Annotated in this window: 19 protein-coding genes; 6 read left to right on the top strand and 13 right to left on the bottom strand. The window is 69.9% G+C overall.

The annotated features are described in order from the left end of the window. The first annotated feature begins 67 nt into the window (after window positions 1-67). The 3 genes from AC07O4_RS00405 (at window position 68) to AC07O4_RS00395 (ending at window position 3,757) form a co-directional block, all read left to right on the top strand. Window positions 68-1,099, top strand: coding sequence for a LacI family DNA-binding transcriptional regulator (locus AC07O4_RS00405; protein ID WP_495303426.1), 1,032 nt, complete (start codon window positions 68-70; stop codon window positions 1,097-1,099). Between the two features lie 96 nt (window positions 1,100-1,195). Next, window positions 1,196-1,771 (top strand): thermonuclease family protein, encoded by a 576-nt coding sequence (locus tag AC07O4_RS00400; protein WP_495303425.1) that lies wholly within the window; start codon window positions 1,196-1,198, stop codon window positions 1,769-1,771. Window positions 1,772-1,831: 60 nt separating this feature from the next. Next, window positions 1,832-3,757, top strand: a complete 1,926-nt coding sequence (locus tag AC07O4_RS00395; RefSeq protein WP_495303424.1) for a PhoX family protein — start codon at window positions 1,832-1,834, stop codon at window positions 3,755-3,757. 39 nt (window positions 3,758-3,796) lie between these two features. Here the strand turns inward: AC07O4_RS00395 and AC07O4_RS00390 are convergent, their stop codons facing one another. Together AC07O4_RS00390 and AC07O4_RS00385 are read right to left on the bottom strand one after the other, a co-directional pair. Continuing rightward, entirely contained in the window at window positions 3,797-4,048 is a 252-nt protein-coding gene (locus tag AC07O4_RS00390; protein WP_495303423.1) for a hypothetical protein, read from the bottom strand. Between the two features lie 19 nt (window positions 4,049-4,067). Next, a complete protein-coding gene (locus tag AC07O4_RS00385; RefSeq protein ID WP_062477668.1) occupies window positions 4,068-5,414 on the bottom strand; it encodes an NAD(P)/FAD-dependent oxidoreductase in 1,347 nt (448 codons plus the stop codon). A 148-nt stretch (window positions 5,415-5,562) separates the two neighbouring features. Here AC07O4_RS00385 and egtB point away from each other — a divergent pair, with 148 nt between their 5' ends. Together egtB and egtD are read left to right on the top strand one after the other, a co-directional pair. Next, window positions 5,563-6,828, top strand: coding sequence for an ergothioneine biosynthesis protein EgtB (egtB, locus tag AC07O4_RS00380; RefSeq protein ID WP_495303422.1), 1,266 nt, complete (start codon window positions 5,563-5,565; stop codon window positions 6,826-6,828). A gap of 26 nt (window positions 6,829-6,854) precedes the next feature. Continuing rightward, window positions 6,855-7,853, top strand: a complete 999-nt coding sequence (gene egtD / locus AC07O4_RS00375; protein WP_139705681.1) for an L-histidine N(alpha)-methyltransferase — start codon at window positions 6,855-6,857, stop codon at window positions 7,851-7,853. A 3-nt stretch (window positions 7,854-7,856) separates the two neighbouring features. Here egtD and AC07O4_RS00370 read toward each other — a convergent pair whose 3' ends face one another. From AC07O4_RS00370 to AC07O4_RS00320, 11 genes are read right to left on the bottom strand one after another with little or no spacing between them, the layout of a single operon-like run. Next, window positions 7,857-8,237 (bottom strand): GFA family protein, encoded by a 381-nt coding sequence (locus AC07O4_RS00370; RefSeq protein ID WP_495303421.1) that lies wholly within the window; start codon window positions 8,235-8,237, stop codon window positions 7,857-7,859. 13 nt (window positions 8,238-8,250) lie between these two features. Continuing rightward, complete coding sequence (locus AC07O4_RS00365; RefSeq protein WP_495303420.1) at window positions 8,251-9,714, bottom strand: NAD-dependent succinate-semialdehyde dehydrogenase; 1,464 nt, start codon at window positions 9,712-9,714, stop codon at window positions 8,251-8,253. A 12-nt stretch (window positions 9,715-9,726) separates the two neighbouring features. Continuing rightward, window positions 9,727-10,998, bottom strand: coding sequence for a 4-aminobutyrate--2-oxoglutarate transaminase (gene gabT / locus AC07O4_RS00360; protein WP_495303419.1), 1,272 nt, complete (start codon window positions 10,996-10,998; stop codon window positions 9,727-9,729). A 33-nt stretch (window positions 10,999-11,031) separates the two neighbouring features. After that, window positions 11,032-12,078 carry an ABC transporter permease gene (locus tag AC07O4_RS00355; RefSeq protein ID WP_495303418.1) on the bottom strand — a complete coding sequence of 349 codons (1,047 nt, stop codon included), beginning with the start codon at window positions 12,076-12,078 and terminating at the stop codon, window positions 11,032-11,034. Beyond that, a complete protein-coding gene (locus AC07O4_RS00350) occupies window positions 12,075-13,583 on the bottom strand; it encodes a sugar ABC transporter ATP-binding protein (protein WP_495303417.1) in 1,509 nt (502 codons plus the stop codon). Before AC07O4_RS00350 ends, AC07O4_RS00355 begins: the two co-directional genes overlap by 4 nt. Before the next feature lie 7 nt (window positions 13,584-13,590). Next, complete coding sequence (gene torT / locus AC07O4_RS00345) at window positions 13,591-14,673, bottom strand: TMAO reductase system periplasmic protein TorT (RefSeq protein WP_495303416.1); 1,083 nt, start codon at window positions 14,671-14,673, stop codon at window positions 13,591-13,593. Window positions 14,674-14,725: 52 nt separating this feature from the next. Next, window positions 14,726-15,703 (bottom strand): 5-oxoprolinase subunit C family protein, encoded by a 978-nt coding sequence (locus tag AC07O4_RS00340; RefSeq protein WP_495303415.1) that lies wholly within the window; start codon window positions 15,701-15,703, stop codon window positions 14,726-14,728. Continuing rightward, window positions 15,693-16,592, bottom strand: a complete 900-nt coding sequence (locus AC07O4_RS00335; protein WP_495303414.1) for a 5-oxoprolinase subunit B family protein — start codon at window positions 16,590-16,592, stop codon at window positions 15,693-15,695. Before AC07O4_RS00335 ends, AC07O4_RS00340 begins: the two co-directional genes overlap by 11 nt. Then, window positions 16,589-17,983, bottom strand: coding sequence for an acetyl-CoA carboxylase biotin carboxylase subunit (locus AC07O4_RS00330; protein WP_495303413.1), 1,395 nt, complete (start codon window positions 17,981-17,983; stop codon window positions 16,589-16,591). Before AC07O4_RS00330 ends, AC07O4_RS00335 begins: the two co-directional genes overlap by 4 nt. A gap of 11 nt (window positions 17,984-17,994) precedes the next feature. Further along, window positions 17,995-18,243 (bottom strand): acetyl-CoA carboxylase, encoded by a 249-nt coding sequence (locus tag AC07O4_RS00325; RefSeq protein ID WP_095746198.1) that lies wholly within the window; start codon window positions 18,241-18,243, stop codon window positions 17,995-17,997. Window positions 18,244-18,286: 43 nt separating this feature from the next. Continuing rightward, a complete protein-coding gene (locus AC07O4_RS00320; protein ID WP_495303412.1) occupies window positions 18,287-19,063 on the bottom strand; it encodes a 5-oxoprolinase subunit PxpA in 777 nt (258 codons plus the stop codon). Window positions 19,064-19,297: 234 nt separating this feature from the next. Between AC07O4_RS00320 and AC07O4_RS00315 the strand changes: the two genes are divergently transcribed. Further along, window positions 19,298-20,224, top strand: a complete 927-nt coding sequence (locus tag AC07O4_RS00315; protein WP_070062541.1) for a LysR family transcriptional regulator — start codon at window positions 19,298-19,300, stop codon at window positions 20,222-20,224. Window positions 20,225-20,310: the final 86 nt, after the last annotated feature.

Below are 20,310 nucleotides of genomic sequence, written 5' to 3'. Positions count from 1 at the left end.
ATCCGGGATGCCAGAATGGGAATTCGCCAACCATGGCGCACCGAATGCCCAACAATCGTTTGCACCAATGAGCACCCATCCCCCTACCAGCCCCGTCACCATCCGCGACGTCGCCCGTGCCGCCGGGGTGCATGTGTCGACCGTGTCGCGCGCGCTCAGCCCCGAGAAGCGTTCGCTGATCAGCGACGAGGTGCTGCGCGTGGTCGAGGAGGCCGCGCAGCGCCTGGGCTACCGGCCCAACCGCGCGGCCTCGGCGCTGCGCACGGGCCGCACCCACACCATCGGCGTGCTGGTGCCCGACATCACGAACGCGGTGTTCCCGCCGATCCTGCAGGGCATCGAGGCCAGCGCGGCGGCGCGCGGCTACTTCGTGTTCGTCACCAACGTGGTCGACCCGGCGCTCGCACGGCCGGTGCTCGAGCGCATGCTGGCCCAGCGCGTGGACGGCGTGATCCTGGCCACCGCCACGCGCGACGACCCGCTGGTCGACTTCGTCGCCAAGGCCGGCATGACGGCGGTGCTGGTCAACCGCGCCGACGAGACCGGCCGCCTGCCCGCCGTGGTGAGCGACGACCGGCTGGCGATGAAGCTCGCGGTCGATCACCTCGTGGGCCTGGGCCACAAGCGCATCGCGCACCTGGCGGGGCCGCAGACCATCCCCACCGGCGTGGGCCGTTTGCTGGGCGTGGAGCAGGCACTGCGCGACCACCGCATGAAGCCGGCGCGCATCGTCGAGTGCGCGAGCTACAGCCGCGAGGCGGGTGCGGCCGCGATGAAGCAGATGCTCGCGGCTGGCGCCACGCCGCAGGCCGTGGTCTGTTGCAACGACCTCGTGGCGCTGGGCGCCTACGACGCACTGCGCGAGGCCGGCCTGCGCGTGCCGAAGGACATTTCGATCACCGGCCACAACGACATGCCGCTGGTCGACATGGTCGATCCGCCGCTCACCACCATCCGCCTGCCGCACCGCGAACTCGGCTGGCGTGCGGCCGAGATGCTGTTCGAGGAGATCGACGGGCAGGCGCTGTCGGCCTCCACCGTGGTGCTGCGCCCGGAGCTGGTGGTGCGCAAGTCGACGGCCGCGCCGGCCGCGCGCTGAACGAAGACGAAAACAAATGCATCCGAAGGGCGGCGCGCACACTTCGCGCCGAGAATCGTCGGCCATTCTTGGCCCCGTGTTCCGTTCCCTTTCCGCATGCGCTTTCGCCCCGTCTTCCTGCTTCTGTCCCTCGGCCTTTCCCTCCCGCTGCTGACCCACGCCGCGTCGCCGCGCACCTGCCTCGTCGTGGGCGTGAGCGACGGCGACACGCTCACCGCGCGCTGCGGCCGCATTGGCGCCTATGAACAAGTCAAGGTGCGCATCGCCGCCATCGACGCCCCCGAGAAAGCGCAGCCCTACGGCCAGCGCAGCCGCCAGGCGCTGAGCCGCCTGTGCTACGCCGAGAAGGCCGTCATCACCGAACGCGACACCGACCGCTACGGCCGCACCGTGGCCGACGTGCGCTGCAACGGCGAAGACGCCGGCCGCCGCCTGGTGGCCGAGGGCTGGGCCTGGGTGTACGACTACCACGGCATCGCGAAGAAGCGCGGTGGCGACCTGTTCCGCCTCGAAGCCGCGGCGCGTGCGCAGCACCTGGGCCTGTGGGCCGACACCGCGCCGACGCCGCCGTGGGACTGGCGACGCGAACGCCGGGAGCAGCCGCGCAACGGCAACAACAGCCACGGCGGCTCGCGGCCCTGGGGCGACGTGCGCTTCGAACCCCTGTCATGACGGCTTCATGGGCGCGCGGGAGCATCGCAGGCTCCCACGATTCCCACGGACCTTCAGGACATGGCCAAAGACTTCGCCCGCATGGAGGACTCGAACCCCTCCGGCAATCCCACCATCCACGACGTGTCCGATCCGCAGCGGCGGGTCTTCGTGCGCGGCGGCCTGGCGGCGGCCGTGGCGGGCCTGTTCGGGCCGCTGGCCGGCTGTGCCAGCACGGGCAGCGGCAGTAGCAATAGCGCAGTGAGCGGCCTGGGCCGCGCCATCGGTTTCAAGAGCGTGCCCATGGCGGCGGTCGACCAGGTGGTCGTGCCCGAGGGCTACCGCACGCAGGTGATCTACCGCTGGGGCGACCCCACCGGCATCGCGGGCCGCATGCCCGCCTTCAAGACCGACGCTTCCGACTCCGCCGACGACCAGGCGCTGCAGGCCGGCATGCACCACGACGGCATGGCCTTCTTCCCGCTGGACGGATCGAACCGCGGCCTGCTGGTGCTGAACCACGAGTACGTGGACGACGGCCTGCTGCACACCGACGGCATGAAGACCTGGAGCGCCGCGAAGGTGCGCAAGTCGATGCACGCGCACGGCGTGTCGGTGATCGAGCTGCAGCGCGACGGCGCGGCCTGGCAGCAGGTGCTGCCTTCGCGTTTCGCGCGCCGCATCACCGCGCTCACGCCGATGACGCTCACCGGCCCCGCGGCCGGCCATCCGATGCTGCGCACCGCGGGCGACCCCTCGGGCACGCAGGTGCTCGGCACCTTCAACAACTGCGCCAACGGCCAGACGCCGTGGGGCACCTACCTGACCTGCGAGGAAAACTTCGCCGACTACTTCGAGGGCACCGCCACGCCCGACGCGCACCAGAAGCGCTGGGGCCTCAAGAAGGGCAACGGCGCCAAGTACCGCTGGCACGAGCACGAAGAACGATTCGATGTGGCCAAGCATCCGAACGAATCGAACCGCTACGGCTGGGTGGTCGAGATCGATCCGCAAGACCCGAGCTCCACCCCGCGCAAGCGCACCGCACTGGGCCGCGCCGCGCACGAGGGCGCGGCCGTGGCGCTCACCGACGACGGCCGCGCCGTGGTCTACATGGGCGAGGACTCGCGCTTCGAGTACATCTACAAGTTCGTGAGCCGCGACAAGGTGCGCCCCGGCGGCGCCGCCGCCAACCGCGACCTGCTCGACCACGGCACGCTCTACGTGGGCCGCTTCGACGTCGACGGCACGGGCGAATGGCTGCCGCTGGTGCAGGGCAAGAACGGGCTGGTGGCCGACAAGGGCTTCGCCACGCAGGGCGACGTGCTCATCAAGTCGCGCCAGGCCAGCGACATCCTCGGCGCCACCAAGATGGACCGCCCCGAGTGGACCACCGTCGATCCGCTGACGAAGGAGGTCTACTGCACGCTCACCAACAACAGCAACCGCGGCGCCCCGGGCCAGCCCTTCATGGACGCGGCCAACCCGCGCTCCAACAACACGATGGGCCAGATCATCCGCTGGAAGGAAAGCGGCGACCTCGACGCCACGAAGTTCGCGTGGAACCACCTCGTGCTCGCGGGCGACCCGAAGCAGACGCGCTACGAGGCGCAGGGCAACGTCAAGGGCGATGCCTTCGGCAGCCCCGACGGCCTGATGGTCGATGCGCGCGGCGTGCTGTGGATCCAGACCGACGTGTCGACCTCCACGCTCGGCAAGGGCGACTACACGAACCTGCCCAACAACCAGATGCTGGCCTGCGACCCGACCAAGGGCGAGATCCGCCGCTTCCTGCTCGGCCCGGCCGGCTGCGAGATCACCGGTCTCACGGCCACGCCCGACCTGCGCACGCTGTTCATCAACATCCAGCACCCGGGCGAGCCGGCCAACGAGCGCAGCGACCCCGAGCGCCCGCTCGCCGTGTCGAAGTGGCCCGACGGCGCGGGCCGGCCGCGCTCGGCGACCGTGGTCATCACGAAGATCGACGGTGGGGTGATCGGCAGCTGACGCGGCCAGGGGGCGCCTTGCGGGGGCGCCCTCTGGGCTTCAGCAGTGGCCCGAGTACCAGCAGCGCATCTCGGGCATGAACAGGCCCCAGACGAAGCTGATCGCGCACACGATCAGCATGAGCAGCGCGAACATGCGCAGGCCCTCGGCGCCCCAGCGCGGCGCGAAGATGCTCACGAGAAAGCCCGAGAGGAAAGTGCCTTCGAGCCAGGCCGCGCCGCCCCAGCGCAGGATCCAGAGCCAGAACAGCGCATCGAGCGCATGAAAGACGACCCACCAGAGCAACGTCATCGCGCGGCGTGGGGCGTGCTTACGACTCGCTGCGGCCCTGCACGTCGGCCACCACGCGCGCGTTGCGCTGGAAGCTCCAGTAGGCGCTGGCCCAGTCCCACATCACGACCACGCGGTTGCGGAAACCGATGAGGAAGTACGCGTGCGCGAACAGCCAGAACAGCCACGCGGGCCGGCCGCTGAAGCGCAGCGGGCCGAAGGGCGTGCCCAGGTCGACCACGGCCGAGTTGCGGCCGATGGTGGCCAGGTTGCCGTAGTCGGCGTAGCGGAACGGTACCGTGGGCTGGCCCGCCAGGCGGCGCAGGATGTTCGCCGCCGCTGCGCGGCCCGCCTGCTTGGCGCCGGGCGACACGCCGGGCACCGGCTTGGGCGGCTTGCCGGGCGCGTGGCTCATGGCGGCGGCCAGGTCGCCCACCACGCTGATCTCGGGGTGGCCGGCCAGGCTCAGGTCGGGCTCGACCTTGATGCGGCCCGCGCGGTCGCACTCGACGCCCGTGGCATTGCCGAGCAGCCGGCCCAGCGGCGAGGCCGCGACACCGGCCGCCCACACCACGCAGCTGCTGGGAATGCGGTAGCTCTGCAGCGGCGCGCCGTCGGGGCCGCCGCCGGTCTGCACTTCGAGGCCGGCGTTGTCGATGGCGGTGACGCGCGCGTTCAGCCGCACCTCCACGCCGAGCCGTTCCAGTTGCTCGAGCGCCTTCTGGCTCAGGCTTTCGGGCATGGCCTGCAGCACGCGCGGGCCGCCCTCGACCAGCAGCACCTGCGCGCTGCCGGGGTCGATGCGGCGGAACTCGCCCGCGAGCGTGTGCTTGGCGATCTCGGCCAGCGTGCCGGCCATCTCGACGCCGGTCGGCCCGGCGCCGATCACCACGAAGGTGAGCAGCGCGCGGCGGCGCTCGGGGTCGGCGGTGGTCTCGGCCGTCTCGAAGGACATCAGCACGCGGCGGCGGATCTCGAAGGCGTCGGCCAGCGTCTTCAGGCCCGGCGCGGCGGGGGCCCATTCGTCGTGCCCGAAGTAGCTGTGCGTGGCGCCGGCCGCCACGATCAGGTGGTCGTAGGCCACCTGGCTGCCATCGGCCAGCTGCACCGTGCGCGCGGCCGGGTCGATGCCCGTCACCTCAGCCAGCAGCGTGGTCACGTTGGCCTGCTTGCGGAACAGGGCGCGCACCGGTGCCGCGATCGACGGCGCCGCGAGCCCGGCGGTCGCCACCTGGTAGAGCAGGGGCTGGAACAGGTGGTGGTTGGTCTTGTCGATCACCGTCACATCGACGTCGGCCCGCTGCAGCTTGCGCGCTGCCTCGAGTCCGCCGAAACCGCAGCCGATGATGACAACGTGGGGCCTGGCCGAAGGAGAGGGGGTTTGCATCGCCCGAATCATACGCAGCGGGCCGGGGCGTTCCGGGCCGCTTGCGCGCAGGACGGGCTCCTGCGGCGGCGCGGCGGCGGCGTCTTGTCCTACGTGCTTTTGTCGCCGGTATGGGCTAAAACTTCCGGCTCACCCGACTGGAGACACCATGACGTTTTCCCGGCCGATCGCCCCCGTGGCGAGCGCCTTGCGCGAGCAATTCCGCACGGTGCGCGCCGCCAGCGTGGCGCTGGCCGCGCCGCTGTCCGCCGAGGACCAGTGCATCCAGTCGATGCCCGACGCCAGCCCGACCAAGTGGCACCTGGCGCACACGACGTGGTTCTTCGAGACCGTGCTGCTGCAGCCGCATGCGGCGGGGTACCAACCCTTCGATACGCGTTTTCATTACCTCTTCAACTCCTACTACGAGGCGCTCGGGCCGCGCCACCCGCGCCCCCAGCGCGGGCTGCTCACGCGGCCTTCGCTCGATGAAGTGCACGCCTACCGCCGCCATGTCGACGAGGCGGTGCTCGCGCTGCTGGCTGCGCCGGAGGCGCTCGACTGGGTAGCCATCGAGGCCATCGTCGCGCTCGGGCTGAACCACGAGCAGCAGCACCAGGAGCTGCTGCTCACCGACATCCTGCATGCGCTGTCGTGCAACCCGCTGCTGCCGGCGTACAAGCCCGCGAGCGGCCCCGCGCGGCGGCTGGCGGCCGTGCCGGCCGAGGTGCGCTGGCTGGAACAGCCGGGCGGCACGGTCGAGGTCGGGCATGCGGGCGAAGGCTTCTGCTTCGACAACGAGACGCCGCGCCACGCCGCCTTGCTGCGCCCCTACGCCATCGCCGACCGGCTCGTGAACTGCGGCGACTACGCGCAGTTCATCGCCGACGGCGGTTACCGCCGGCCCGAGCTGTGGCTGTCCGACGGCTGGGCCACGGTGCAGGCGCAGGGCTGGCGCCACCCGGCCTACTGGCTCGAAGCCGACGACCCGCGCATCGCCACCCTCGGCGCCGGCGGCGGCCCTGCCGCGCCCGGCGGCTGGCAGGTGTTCGGCCTGCACGGCGTGCGGCCGATGGAGGCCGACGCGCCCGTGTCCCAGCTGAGCTTCTACGAGGCCGCCGCGTACGCCGAATGGGCCGGCGCACGGTTGCCCACCGAGTTCGAATGGGAGGCCGCCTTCGACGCGCCCGGCATCGCGCAGATGAGCGGCCATGTCTGGCAATGGACGCGTTCCTCGTACGACCCGTACCCGGGCTTTCGTCCGCTGCCCGGCATCGCGGCCGAATACAACGGCAAGTTCATGGTGGGCCAGCTGGTGTTGCGCGGCGGCAGCGTGGCCACGCCGGCCGGCCACACGCGGCCGAGCTACCGCAATTTCTTTCCGCCGGCGGCACGCTGGCAATTCTCGGGGCTGCGGCTCGCGAAAGACCTTTGACCGACACCTCGATGGAGCCGAGCACCATGCGCAATCCGACCGCCCCGTTCGCCCTCGCCAGCCACCTGCAGCGACAGGAAGCAGCGACCCCGCCCGACACCGCCCCGTGGTCCGAGTTCGGCCGCGCCATGCAGGCCGGCCTGGCGCGCACGCCGCGCCACATCTCGCCCAAGTTCTTCTACGACGTGGCCGGCTCGCAGCTGTTCGACCGCATCTGCGAACTGCCCGAGTACTACCCCACGCGCACCGAGCTGGGCATCCTGGGCGCCTGTGCCGGCGAGATCGCCGCGCAGATCGGGCCGAACGCCGAGATCGTCGAGTTCGGCGCCGGCTCGCTCACCAAGGTGCGCTTGCTGCTCGACGCGCTCGAATCACCCAAGCGCTACCTGCCGATCGACATCTCGGGCGAGCACCTCGAAGCCGCGGCGGCGCGCCTGAAGGCCGACTACCCGGCGCTGGCGGTGCAGCCCATCGCGGCCGACTACACCATGCCGCTCGTGCTGCCCGCGCCGATGGCCGGGGCGGGCCGGCGCGTGGGGTTCTTTCCGGGCTCGACCATCGGCAACTTCGAGCCCGACGAGGCGCTGGCGTTCCTGCAGCTCGCGGCGCGCATGCTGCGCGGCGGCGGCCTGCTGATCGGCGTCGACCTGGTGAAAGACCCTGACCGGCTGCACGCGGCCTACAACGACGCGCAGGGCGTGACGGCGGCGTTCAACCTCAACCTGCTGCGGCGCGCGAACGCCGAGCTGTCGGCCGACTTCGACCTCGACGGCTTCTCGCACGCGGCCTTCTACAACGCACCGATGCGCCGCATCGAGATGCACCTCGTGAGCCGGCGCGCGCAGAGCGTGCAGCTGCGCGGCGAGCGCTTCTCGTTCGAGGAAGGCGAGACCCTGCACACCGAGTACTCGCACAAGTTCACCGTCGAGGGCCTGCAGGCCCTGGCGGTGCGCGCGGGCTTCCGCGTCGGGGCGGTGTGGACCGACCCCGAGCGGTTGTTCAGCGTGCACTGGCTCCTAAGCTGAGCCTCAGGACAGGTCCGCGCCGTTCACGAGCCGGACCGGCACGCTGGCCAGATCCACGCCTTCCAGGCAGCGCGCATTGATGGCCCATCCCGTGAACGGCAGCTTGCCGTCGGCGGTCTCTTGCGCGGTCGGCGCGCTGGGAATCCGGAACGGCATGATTCCGCAGGTGGGGCAGAAGTAGTCGCGTGCGGTCCGTGTGTGCCATTCGTAGACCGTGAGGTCTTCTAGCGGCGTGAGCAGGCGAAGCGCCGATGCGGGCACGCGGTGAATCAGCGCGCCGCGGCGCCGGCACACGGAGCAGTTGCAGCTGCGGACATGGTCGAGGTCCGTGTCGACTTCGAAGCGGCACGCGCCGCAGTGGCAAGCGCCTTGGTACGTTGTCACGGGCAGCGAGTTCCTAGCTGTCCAGCCCCGCCAGGCACACGTACTTCACCTCGAGGAAATCGTCGAGCCCGTACTTCGAGCCCTCGCGCCCCAGCCCCGATTGCTTGACGCCGCCGAACGGCGCCTCGGCCGTCGACACCAAGCCGGTGTTCACGCCCACGATGCCCGATTCGAGCGCTTCGGCCACGCGCATGATGCGGCCGATGTCGCGGCTGTAGAAGTACGCGGCCAGGCCGAACTCGGTGTCGTTGGCCGCGGCGATGGCTTCGGCCTCGGTGTCGAACGCGAAGATCGGCGCCAGCGGGCCGAAGGTTTCCTCGCGCGCGAACAGCATGTCGGGCGTGGCGCCGCCGATCACGGTCGGTTCGTAGAACAGGCCGCCCAGCGCATGGCGCTTGCCGCCCGCGAGCACGGTGCCACCCTTGGCGACGGCGTCGGCCACGTGCTCCTCGATCTTCTCGACCGCCTTGGCGTCGATCAGCGGGCCCTGGTTGACGCCGGCCTCGGTCCCGTTGCCGACCTTCAGTGCGTTGACCTTGGCCACCAGCTTCTGCGTGAAGGCCTCGAGCACACCGCGCTGCACGTAGAGGCGGTTGGCGCACACGCAGGTCTGGCCGGTGTTGCGGTACTTGGAGACCATCGCGCCTTCGACGGCGGCATCCACATCGGCATCGTCGAACACGATGAAGGGCGCGTTGCCGCCGAGTTCGAGCGACAGCTTCTTGATCGTGTCGGCCGACTGCTTCATGAGCGTGCGACCCACCTCGGTCGAGCCGGTGAAGGTCAGCTTGCGTACGATGGGGCTGCGCGTCATCTCGCCGCCGATCTGGCTGGCCGAGCCGGTGAGCACCGACAGCAGGCCCTTGGGCACGCCCGCGCGTTCGGCCAGCACGGCGAAGGCCAGCGCCGAGAACGGCGTCTGCGTGGCCGGCTTCACGACCATCGCGCAGCCGGCCGCGAGCGCGGGCCCGGCCTTGCGCGTGAGCATGGCGGTGGGGAAGTTCCAGGGCGTGATGGCGGCGGTGACGCCGACGGGCTGCTTCAGCGCGAGGATGCGGCGGTCGGCCTGCGGCGCGGGAATGGTGTCGCCGTACACGCGGCGCGCCTCTTCGGCGAACCACTCGATGAACGAGGCGGCGTAGGCGATCTCGCCGCGGCTCTCGGCCAGGGGCTTGCCCTGCTCGGTGGTCATGATCAACGCGAGGTCGTCCACGTTCGCGAGCATCAGGTCGTTGAGCTTGCGCAGGATGGCCGAGCGTTCCTTGGCGGGCACCTTGGCCCAGGCCTTCTGGGCCTTTTCGGCGGCGGCGATGGCGCGCACGGTTTCCTCGGTGCCGCACATGGGCACGGTGCCGATGTGCTCGCCGGTGGCGGGGTTGGTGACGGCGACGGTGGTGCCGTTGTCGGCATTCACCCAGGCGCCGGCGATGCAGGCCTGCTGGCGCAGCAGGGTCGGGTCTTGGAGTTTCAGTGGCATGGGTGGTTTGTCTCAGGCTTGCAATGCGGCGGCGAGGATGTCGAGGCCTTCGCCGAGCACCGCGTCTTCGATGGTCAGGGGGAACAGGAAGCGGACCACATTGGCGTGCACGCCGCAAGTCAGCAGCAGCAAACCCGCGTCGCGCGCTCGGGTTTGCACCTGCTTGGTGAACTCGGGGTCGGGCGCGCCGTCGGCGCCGGCGAACTCGACCGCCACCATCGCGCCCAGGCCGCGCACGTCCGCGATCTGCGGCACCTTCGCACGCAGCCCTTCGAGGCGTGCCTTGAGCCGGTCGCCCAGTATTTGCGCGCGCTCGCACAGGCGTTCGTCCTCGATCACGTCGAGCACCGCATGCGCCGCCGCAATGGCCAGCGCGTTGGCGGCGTAGGTGCCGCCGAGGCCGCCGGGCGCGGGCGCGTCCATGATCTCGGCGCGGCCGCACACGGCCGACAGCGGCGTGCCGCCGGCCAGGCTCTTGGCCATCGTCATGAGGTCGGGCACCACGTCGTGGTGGTCCATGGCGAACCACTTGCCGGTGCGCGCGAAGCCGGTCTGGATCTCGTCGGCGATCAGCAGGATGCCGTGGCGGTCGCAGATCTCGCGCAGCGCGCGCATGAAGGCGGGCGGCGCGGCGTAGAAGCCGCCTTCGCCCTGCACCGGCTCCAGGATGATGGCCGCCACCTGCTCGGGCTCGATGTCGGCCTTGAACAGCTTGTCGATGGCGCGCAGCGAATCGTCCACCGACACGCCGTGCAGCGCGATCGGCGCGGGCACGTGGAAGATGCTGCCGGGAAAAGGCCCGAAGCCGGTCTTGTACGGCACCACCTTGCCTGTGAGCGCCATGCCCATGAAAGTGCGGCCATGAAAGCCACCGCCCAGCGCGATCACGCCCGGCCGGCGCGTGGCGGCGCGCGCGATCTTGATGGCGTTCTCGACCGCCTCGGCGCCGGTCGTGAAGAAGGCGGTCTTCTTGGCGTGGGTGCCGGGCGTCAGGCGGTTCAGGCGCTCGGCCAGCGACACCACGCTTTCGTACGGCACGACCTGGTACGCGGTGTGGGTGAAGCGATCGAGTTGCGCGCGGATCGCCTCCACCACACGCGGATGCCGGTGGCCGGTGTTGAGCACGGCGATGCCCGAGCCGAAGTCGATGTAGCGCCGGCCTTCGACGTCCCACAGCTCGGCGTTGAGCGCGCGCTCTGCGTAAATGGGAAAGCCGATGCCGACGCCGCGCGGCGTGGCGGCGATGCGGCGCGCGTCGATGGCGGCGTTGGTCCTGGATGTCATGAGATTCCTTCGTTGCTTGTGTTGGTTGGAGGCTCAGTGGCTGCCCGGCGCCACCATGCGATGGCGGATCTGGTCGGCGACCACGGCCACGATCAGCAGGGCGCCCAGCACCACCATCTGCAGGTACGAGCCCACGCTGGCCAGGTTCATGCCGTTCTGCACCAGGCCGATGAAGATGGCGCCCATCACCACGTTGGGCACGCGGCCGATGCCACCGCGCAGGCTCACGCCCGCGATCACGCAGGCCGCAATCGATTCGAGCGCCACGGTGCCGCCGAGGTTGGCCTCGCCGGTTTCCACGCGGGCCGTGAGCAGCAGGCCGCTCACGGCCGCCAGGCCCGCGCACAGCAGGTAGGCCATGAGCAGCACGCGGCGCGTGTCGATGCCCGACAGCGCCGCGGCCTTGGCGTTGCCGCCCACCGCGAGCAGGTGCGTGCCGGTCGGCAGGCGGCCCATGAGCAGGCCCATGCCGGCCACGCACACGGCCGTGACGAGGATCGGCACCGGCACACCGAGCACGGTGCCGAAGCCGAACAGCTCGCTGAACTGCGCCGGCATGCCCGACACCGGCACGCCGCCCGTGAGGAACAGCGCGAAGCCGAAGCCGATCGACTGCACGCCCAGCGTCACGATGAAGGGCGACACGCCGATCACCGCCACGCCGAAGCCGTTGACCAGGCCCACCACCAGCCCGGCGAGCATCCCGCAGGCGCAGCCCACGAGCACCACCATCCAGGCCGCGTCGGGAAAGGCCGCGCCCAGCGCCTGCATGGCAAGCGCGGAGACCACCGAGGTGATCGCCATCACCGTGCCCACCGACAGGTCGAAGCCGCCGGTCACCAGCGCCAGCATCTGGCCCAGCGACACGAGGATCAGGTAGACCGACTGGCGCAGCAGGTTCACCAGGTTCTGCACCGTGAGGAACTGGTCGGACAGCGTGGCGAACACCACGCAGGCGATCACCAGCATGAAGGGCAGCACGCCCAGGCGCAAAAAGAGGCTGCGCAGCAGGCCGAGGGCGCGCCCGACGAGGCCGGGCGTGGGGGCCGCCGGGGCGGCGGTGAGGGAAGGCGAAGTCATGAGGAGGGGTTCTCGCTGGGGCCGAAAAACAGGTTGAGCACGGCGGTTTCCTGGATGGCGTCGCCATGCAGCTCGCCGGCGATCTCGCCGCGGCACATCACGTACACGCGGTGGCTCAGGTGCAGCACCTCGGGCAGGTCGGACGAGATCACGACCACCGCCGCGCCGCCTTCGCAGAGCTTGCGGATCACCTCGTACAGCGCGCTGCGCGTGCCGACGTCGACGCCGACCGTGGGTTCGTCGAACACGTAGAGCGCGGCGTCGCGCGTCATGCCCTTGCCGAACAGCACCTTCTGCTGGTTGCCGCCCGAGAGCAGGCCCACGGGCCGTTCGAGGTTGCGCGGCGCGAGTTCGACGCGCTCGGCGGCCGTCGTCGAAAGCCGGCGCCCGAGACGCTTGCGCAGCCAGCCGCCGCGCCCGCGCAACGGCCCGTGCACGAGGGGCAAGGTGATGTTGGCGCGCGAGGTGAAGCCGAGCACCAGCCCTTCGCCCTTGCGGTCGGGCGGCAGGTAGAAGAGGCCCTCGTCGAGCAGCTGGCGCACCGTCGCGCCGGTGCGCGGCCGGCCCTTGAACAGCACGCGGCCTTCGCTCACGGGGTCGAGCCCGTAGATCGCGCGGAACAGCTCCGACTTGCCGCAGCCGACCAATCCAGCCAGCCCGACCACTTCGCCGCACCGCACCGTGAGGCTCGCGTGGCGCACGCCGTTGGGCGAGGCCAGCCCCTCGACCTGCAGCACGACCTCGCCGGGACTGGCCGTGATGCGCGGGTAGATGTTGTCGATGGCGCGCCCGCTCATCAGCTCGATGAGCCGGTCGGCGCTGGTCGCATGCGCGTCCACGGTCGTGACCTTGCGGCCGTCGCGCAGCACCGTGATGCGGTCGGCGATCTGCGCGATCTCCTGCATGCGGTGCGAGATGTAGACGATGCCCACGCCGCGCGCCTTCAGCCGCGCCACCAGTTCGAACAGGCGCTGCGTCTCGGTGTCGGTGAGCGAGGCGGTGGGCTCGTCGAGGATCAGCACCGACACCTCGCCGCGCAGGCCCTTGGCGATCTCCACCATCTGCTGCTGTGCGCGCGTGAGGCCCGCCACGGGTGCGTCGACGTCGATCTCGAAGCCCAGATCGGCCAGCATCGTGCGGGCGCGTTCGCGCACCGCCGCGCGGTCGAGCAGGCCGCCCTGGCACGGCTCCTCGCCCAGGCTCAGGTTCTGCGCCACCGACAACGTGGGGATCAGCGAGAACTCCTGGAACACCGCGCTGATGCCGTGGCGCCGCGCGTCGTGCACGTTGGCGAACTTCACCGGCGCGCCGTGCATGCGGATCTCGCCCGCCGTCGGCACATTGGCGCCGGCCAGCAGCGAGATCAGCGTCGACTTGCCGGCGCCGTTCTCGCCGAACAGCACGTGCACCTCGCCGGCGCGCAGCTCGAAGTCCATCGCATCGAGCGCGAGCACGCCGGGGTAGCGTTTGCCCAGGCCGAGGGTCTGCAGCAGCACGGGAGCCATGGCCGGCCTACTTGACCTCGAACACCGGCTTGAAGCCGGTCGGCGGCAGGATGTCGGCCTGCTTCACGGTCTTGATGTTGCCGCTGTCGACCACGAAGATCTTCGGGCCGACGTGCTTCACCACGTCCTTGTTTTCCAGCAGGCGCACAGCCTGGTCGACCGCGATGCGGCCCTGGATCACCATCGAGTCGGCGGGCGCGGCCACGATGCGGCCTTTCTGGATGCCTTCGTACACGCCCGGCGTCATGTAGAAGGAGAGCACCTGCACCTTCTTGTCGAGGTTGCGCGCGCGCAGGATGCCGGTAGCAGCCTCGGCGGTCACGGCCGTGCCCGCCACGTAGGCGAGGTCGGGGTTGCCCTGCAGCACGTCTTCGACCAGCTTGGCCTGTGCCTCCTTGCCGGTGTCGCCGTACTTGGGGTCGAGCACCGTCACGGCGCTGCCCTTGATCGCTTCCATGAAGCCCTTGTGCGCGGCCTCGACCCAGCCCGCGCCGGCCGGGCCGGGGAACCAGCCGACCTTCACCGCCGGCGAACCGGCCGGATGCTTCTTGGCGAGGTACTCGCCGGTCGACTGGCCCATCGTGTAGAACGACACCAGCGACTTGGCCGACAGGTCGGGCGAGCTGATGCCGTTCACCAGGTCGATCACCGGCACCTTCTTGGCGGCCGTGGCCTTGATGACGTTGTTCAGTCCGTCGCCCGAGATCGCGCCGATGACCACCGCGTTGGCGCCGCGCGCCACGCAGTCCTCGATCTGCGAGACCTGCTTGCCCAGGTTGGTGTAGCCGCCCGCGTCGACCACCTGCAGTTTCACGCCCAGGCGGCGCGCCTCTTCGATCACGCCGTAGTCCACGCCGAGCCAGTAGGCGTCCTTCATGTGCGGGAACGACACGCAGATGTCCCACTTCTTCGACGCCTTGGCCAGCGGCGTGTAGTCGATGGGTTTCTTCGTGCCCTCGGCCGAGAAGGCGGGCTCGGTGGCCTCGGCCTTGTAGGGAAACCAGTCGGCGGCCGAGGCCGGGGCGTGCCACGCCAGGGCGGTGGCGAGCGAAGCGGCGATCAATGAAACGCGCAGGGGCGAGCTGTTCATGAAGAACTCCTTGGGTGACAGCGGTGAAGAAAAAGGGAAGGACGGGCGCGCGTCAGGCCGCGAGCGCGGCCCGCAGGCGGTCGAGCCGTCGTCGGCGTTCGGCGCGGGCTTCGAGCGCCTGCGCCATGTCGACCTCGACGAAGCGCGCCTTGTGGTTGGGCTGCATCTGGGCGATGAGGTCCATGTCGGCGCTGATGACCGTGCCGACCATCGCGTAGCCGCCGCCCGAGACCGCATCGCGGTGCAGGATGATCGGCTCGCGCCCGCCCGGCACCTGGATGGAGCCGTAGGGGTAGCCCGCGTCGACGATGTTCGACGGGTCGTCGCCCGCGCCGAAGGGCGGCGTGCGGTCCTGGAACTTCAGCGGCGTGCCGTGCTTGTAGCGGTAGCCGATGCGGTCGGCCTCGGAGCCGACGGTCCAGGTGTCGGCGAAGAAGCTGTGCACCGACACCTCCTGCAGGCGGTGGAAGTAGATGCCCGGCAGCACGCGCAGGGCCACTTCCTTCTCGAGCACCGGCAGCAGCGCGGCATCGACCGTGCGGCCCGCGCGGGCGTTGGCCGAAGGCGTGCCCACGGGCAGCTTGTCGCCGGCCAGCAGCTTGCGGCCGTTGAAGCCGCCGAACGCGCCCAGGCCGTAGGTCGAGCGGCTGCCCAGCACCACCGGCACGTCGATGCCGCCGGCCACGGCGATGCACATGCGTGCGCCGAGCTTCATGAAGTCGAAGCTCAGCTTGTCGCCGGCCTGCACCGCGAATGAGGTGTTGCGCGGCGCTTCGTTGCCGTTGAGCTTGATCTTCGCGTCGGCGCCGGTCACGGCCACCAGCGCGGGCGCGTCGAACTGCAGCTCGGGCCCGAGCAGCGTGCTTTCGATGACGGCCGCGCCTTCGTCGTTGCCCACCAGCAGGTTCGCGAGCACCAGGCTTTGCTGGTCGAGCGCGCCCGACAGCGGAATGCCCAGGTGGTAGTAGCCGGGGCGGCCGGCGTCCTGCACGCTGGTCGCGAGGCCGGGCTTGAGCACGTCAATCGCCATGGAGCACCTTCAGGAGCTGTTGGTTGTAGCCGTCCGGGTCGGCCAAAAATTCATTGAGCGAGAACGACACGGGCGCGATGTGCAGCGCGTAGGTGCCGGCCTCGACCTGCGCGACCTGGCGGTCGTACTCGGCGCGGTCGATGGGCTTCCACTTGACGATGTCGCCGGGCTGGAAGAACACCATCAGGTCCTTGAGGTACGACAGCCGCTGGGCCGGGTCGAAGATCGGCGCGGGCGTGACGCCGAACATCTGGTAGCCGCCCGCGCCGCGCACCGAGTAGATGCAGCTGAAGCAGCCGCCGTGGCCCAGCGTGAGCTTGGGCGTGTCGGTGCGCGGGCTCAGGTACTTGGGCACCTGGATCTGGCGCTGGCGCTCGACCATCTGGAACAGGAAGGGCAGGCCGGCCACGAAGCCGACCATCGACACGAACCACGGCGCCGACGAGTGCGCCTCGATGAAGGCCTCGACCGAGGCGTGGCCGTTGATGCGCGCGGCGTACTCGATGTCGGTGCTCGACGGGTCCTGGTGGCGCTCGCGAAAACGCATCAGCGTCTCGTGCGTCCACGGGTCGTTGTAGAGCACCGGGATCTCGACGATGCGCGTCTGCATCTGCAGGTCGGCGTCGCCCAGGCCCGCCTCGATCTCTTTCAGCGTGGCCAGCAGCGCGTCGGGCGCGATCGTGTCGGGGTCGAAGCGCACGAGGTACGCGGCGTTGGCCGGGCAGATCTCGGTCACGCCGGGCAGGGCGCGGCGGCGCAGCTCGTTGCAGATCGCCATGCCCTTGAAGAAGGCGGGCAGCGACATCTCTTCGCTGATCTCGACGAACAGGTGCTCGTCGCCGCCGAAGCTGTAGCGGGCCTGGGCGGGGAGGGTGCTTGCAGCAGTCATGCGGCCACCTTCAGCAAAGGAGGCGCATCGGCGAGTGGATTCGCCGCGAGCCAGGTTTCGAGAAAGCCGGTGTGGAACTCGGCCTTGGCGACATCCGCGTCCTCGCACAGCGCACGGTGCAGCGGGATCGTCGTGTGGATACCTTCGACTTGCAACTCGTCGAGCGCACGGCGCATGCGGGCCAGGGCACTGGCGCGGTCGGTGTCGTGCACGATGAGCTTGCCGAGCAGCGAGTCGTAGTACGCGGGCACGGTGTAGCCGGGGAACAGGAAGGTGTCGAAGCGCACGCCCGGGCCGCCCGGCACCACGAGCTGCGACACGAGGCCGGGGCTCGGCATGAAGTTCTTCGCCGCGTTCTCGGCGTTGATGCGCACCTCGATGGCCGCGCCGGTCAGGCGGATGTCTTCTTGTTGCAGACGCAGCGGCTGGCCCAGCGCGATGCGCAGCATTTCCTTCACGAGGTCGACGCCGGTGACCATCTCGGTGATCGGGTGCTCGACCTGGATGCGCGTGTTCATCTCGATGAAGAAGAACTCGCGCGTGTCGTCGTCGTACAGGTATTCGAGTGTGCCCGCGCCGCGGTAGGCCACGGCGCGCGCAAGCCGCAGTGCCGATTCGCACAGCGCGGCGCGTGTGGCTTCGCTGATGGCGGCCGAGGGCGCTTCTTCCCACACCTTCTGGCGCCGGCGCTGCAGCGAACATTCGCGCTCGAAGCAGTGCACCACGTGCTCGCCGTCGCCCAGGATCTGCACTTCGATGTGGCGCGCCTGGCGGATGAAGCGTTCGAGGTACACCTCGCCGTTGCCGAAGGCCGCCTGCGCTTCGGCGGTGGCCGTGGCGAACTGCTGGCGCAGCTCGGCCTCGTCGTGCGCCACGCGGATGCCGCGCCCGCCGCCGCCGGCCGAGGCCTTGATCATGATCGGGTAGCCGATGTCTTTCGCCACTTCGACGGCGGTGTCGGGGTCGGTCACCACGCCCGCGCTGCCGGGCACGGTGGGCACGCCGGCGCGCAGGGCGGCAGCACGCGCCGCGGCCTTGTCGCCCATGGTGCGGATCGCATGCGGCGTCGGGCCCACGAACACCAGGCCCGCGGCCTCGACGCGCTCGGCGAACGCGGCGTTCTCCGAAAGAAAGCCGTAGCCCGGATGCACCGCGCCGGCGCCGCTGTCGGCGGCGGCCTGCAGGATCGCGTCGATGCTCAGGTAGCTCTTGGTGGCGTGCGCCGGGCCGATGCGCACGGCCTTGTCAGCCATGCGCACGGCCAAGCTTTGCGCGTCGGCGTCGCTGTAGACGGCGACGGTCTTCAGCCCCAGCTCCTTGGCGGCGCGGATGATGCGCACCGCGATCTCGCCCCGGTTGGCGACCAGCAGTGTGTCGAATGCGGCGGTCATGGGCGGTTGCCTCAGGCCGTTTCGATGACGGCCAGCAGCTGGCCCGGATCGACCGGCTCGCCGTTCTCGACGGCGAAGCGCGCCAGGCGCCCGGCCGCGTCGGCCGTGACTTCGCTGAACTGCTTCATCACCTCGACCAGGCCGAGCACGTCGCCCACGGCCACGGTGTCGCCTTCGGCCTTGAACGGCGGCGCGTCGGGCGCCGAGCGGCGGTAGAAGGTGCCCGGCAGCGGGCTCAGGACTTCATGGGTAGCGGGCATCGGGACACTCCTGGAACAGGTTCGGGTAACGGGGAAAAAAAACTCAGGCGGGCTTGGCCAGGCCTGCAACTTCGATGCCGTTGTCGGCAAGGGCGCGCCGTGTGGCCTGCACCAGCGCGAGCGCGCCGGGCGTGTCGCTGTGGATGCAGACCGAGTCGAAGCCGATCGCAATGTCTTCTCCTTCGACCGTGCGCACCACACCCTCGGTGCAGGCGCGCAGCACCTTGGTGGCCACGGCCTCGGGGTCGAGCGCGCCGACGCGGCGCGTGAAGACGATGGAGCCGCTCAGGTCGTAGTCGCGGTCGGCGTAGAACTCGCGCACCACCGGTTGGCCGAGTTCGCGCGCCACCTGGAAAGTGACGGACGACTCCATGCAGAACAGGCGCAGCGTGGGTTCGATCTGCTGCAGCGCGGTGACGAGGGCGCGCGACAGCGCCTCGTCGCGCGCCGCATGCATGTACAGCGCGCCGTGCGGCTTGATGTGCTGCAGCGTCATGCCGGCCAGGCGCGCGAACTCGCGCAGCGCGCCGAGCTGGTAGACCATGTCGTTCACCAGCTCGTCGGCCGGTGCGGTGATGTGGCGGCGCCCGAAGCCCACGAGGTCGCGAAAGCCCGGGTGCGCGCCGATGCCCACGCCGTGTTCGCGGGCCAGCAGCACCATCCTGCGCATGATGTTCGGGTCGCCGGCATGGAAGCCGGTCGCGATGTTGGCCGAGCTGATCAGCGGCATGAGCTGCTCGTCCACGCCGTCGCCGATGGTCCAGGGGCCGAAGCCTTCGCCCATGTCGGAATTCAGATCGATCCGCGTTGTCTTCGTCACGTCGTCCCGCCTTTGTGTGGTGCGCATCGCCAAGGGGGCGATGCAGGTTGGCGCGAAGGTTAGCCAGCAGTCGAAAGGCCGAAAAGCATTGTTTTCAGACGGTCCGATATCTGAAAAACAGATGCTGCAAGCCGCCGGAATGGGCGCTACGCTGGAGGGAAGCGATCGCGCGGTATCGGGTTTTCGCCCGAGGCAGGCAGCGCGTATCCGTAAATACCCTAGGAAGACGGCGCCATGTCCCTGACCCTTCGCCAGCTCAAGTACTTCTCTGCGGTGGCCGAGGTGGGGCGCATCTCGCACGCGGCGCTGCAGCTCAATATCTCGCAGTCGGCCGTGACCACCGCCATCCGCGAGCTCGAGGAGCTGATGGGGCAGCAGCTCTTCGAGCGGCACCCGCACGGGGTGGAACTCACCAAGGCCGGGCGCCGCTTTCTCAGCCATGCCTACGCGGTGCTGTCGGCGGCCGACGAGGCGGTGCGCATGCCGCACGAGGGCGAGAACGTCGAGGGCTCGCTCACCATCGCGGCCAGCTACACGGTGCTGGGCTACTTCCTGCCGCACCACCTGCAGCGCTTCGAGCAGCTGCATCCGCAGGTGACGGTGAAGGTGCACGAGGTGGCGCGCGAGGCCATCGAGGAGGGCCTGATCACGCAGCGCTACGACATCGGCGTGGTGCTCACCTCGAACGTGGTGCTGCGCGAGCTGTCGCTCGAAACTTTTTTCGGCTCGCAGCGCCGGCTGTGGGTGCCGGCCAAGCATCCGCTGCTGGACAAGGCCGAGGTGACGCTGGCCGACGTGGCGGCCGAGCCCTACATCATGCTCACGGTGGACGAGGCCGCGGCCACCGCGCTCAAGTACTGGAGCAAGACGCCGCACCAGCCGCAGATCCGGCTGCGCACGAGTTCGGTGGAGGCGGTGCGCAGCACGGTGGCCAACGGGCTGGGCGTGACGGTGCTGTCGGACATGGTCTACCGCCCGTGGTCGCTGGAGGGCAAGCGCATCGAGACCATCAACCTGCGCGACGCGGTGCCCACGATGAACATCGGCCTGGGGTGGAAACAGGGCGTGGAGTTTTCGCCGGCGATGACGGCGTTCCGCAACTATTTCCGGCAGCTGTTTCTCGAGCCGGCGTCGGGGCGCACGGGGCGCGGTCGCGGCTGAGGTTGCGGGGGAAACCCTGCCGGCATCGGGCCGGGATGACCCGGCGCAAGGAAAGCACGTCGCGCCAGCGTCACAATAGCCGCTGT

Source organism: Variovorax sp. GW821-FHT09D04, assembly GCF_059416405.1.
This window is presented reverse-complemented; position numbering and strand designations above follow the sequence as displayed.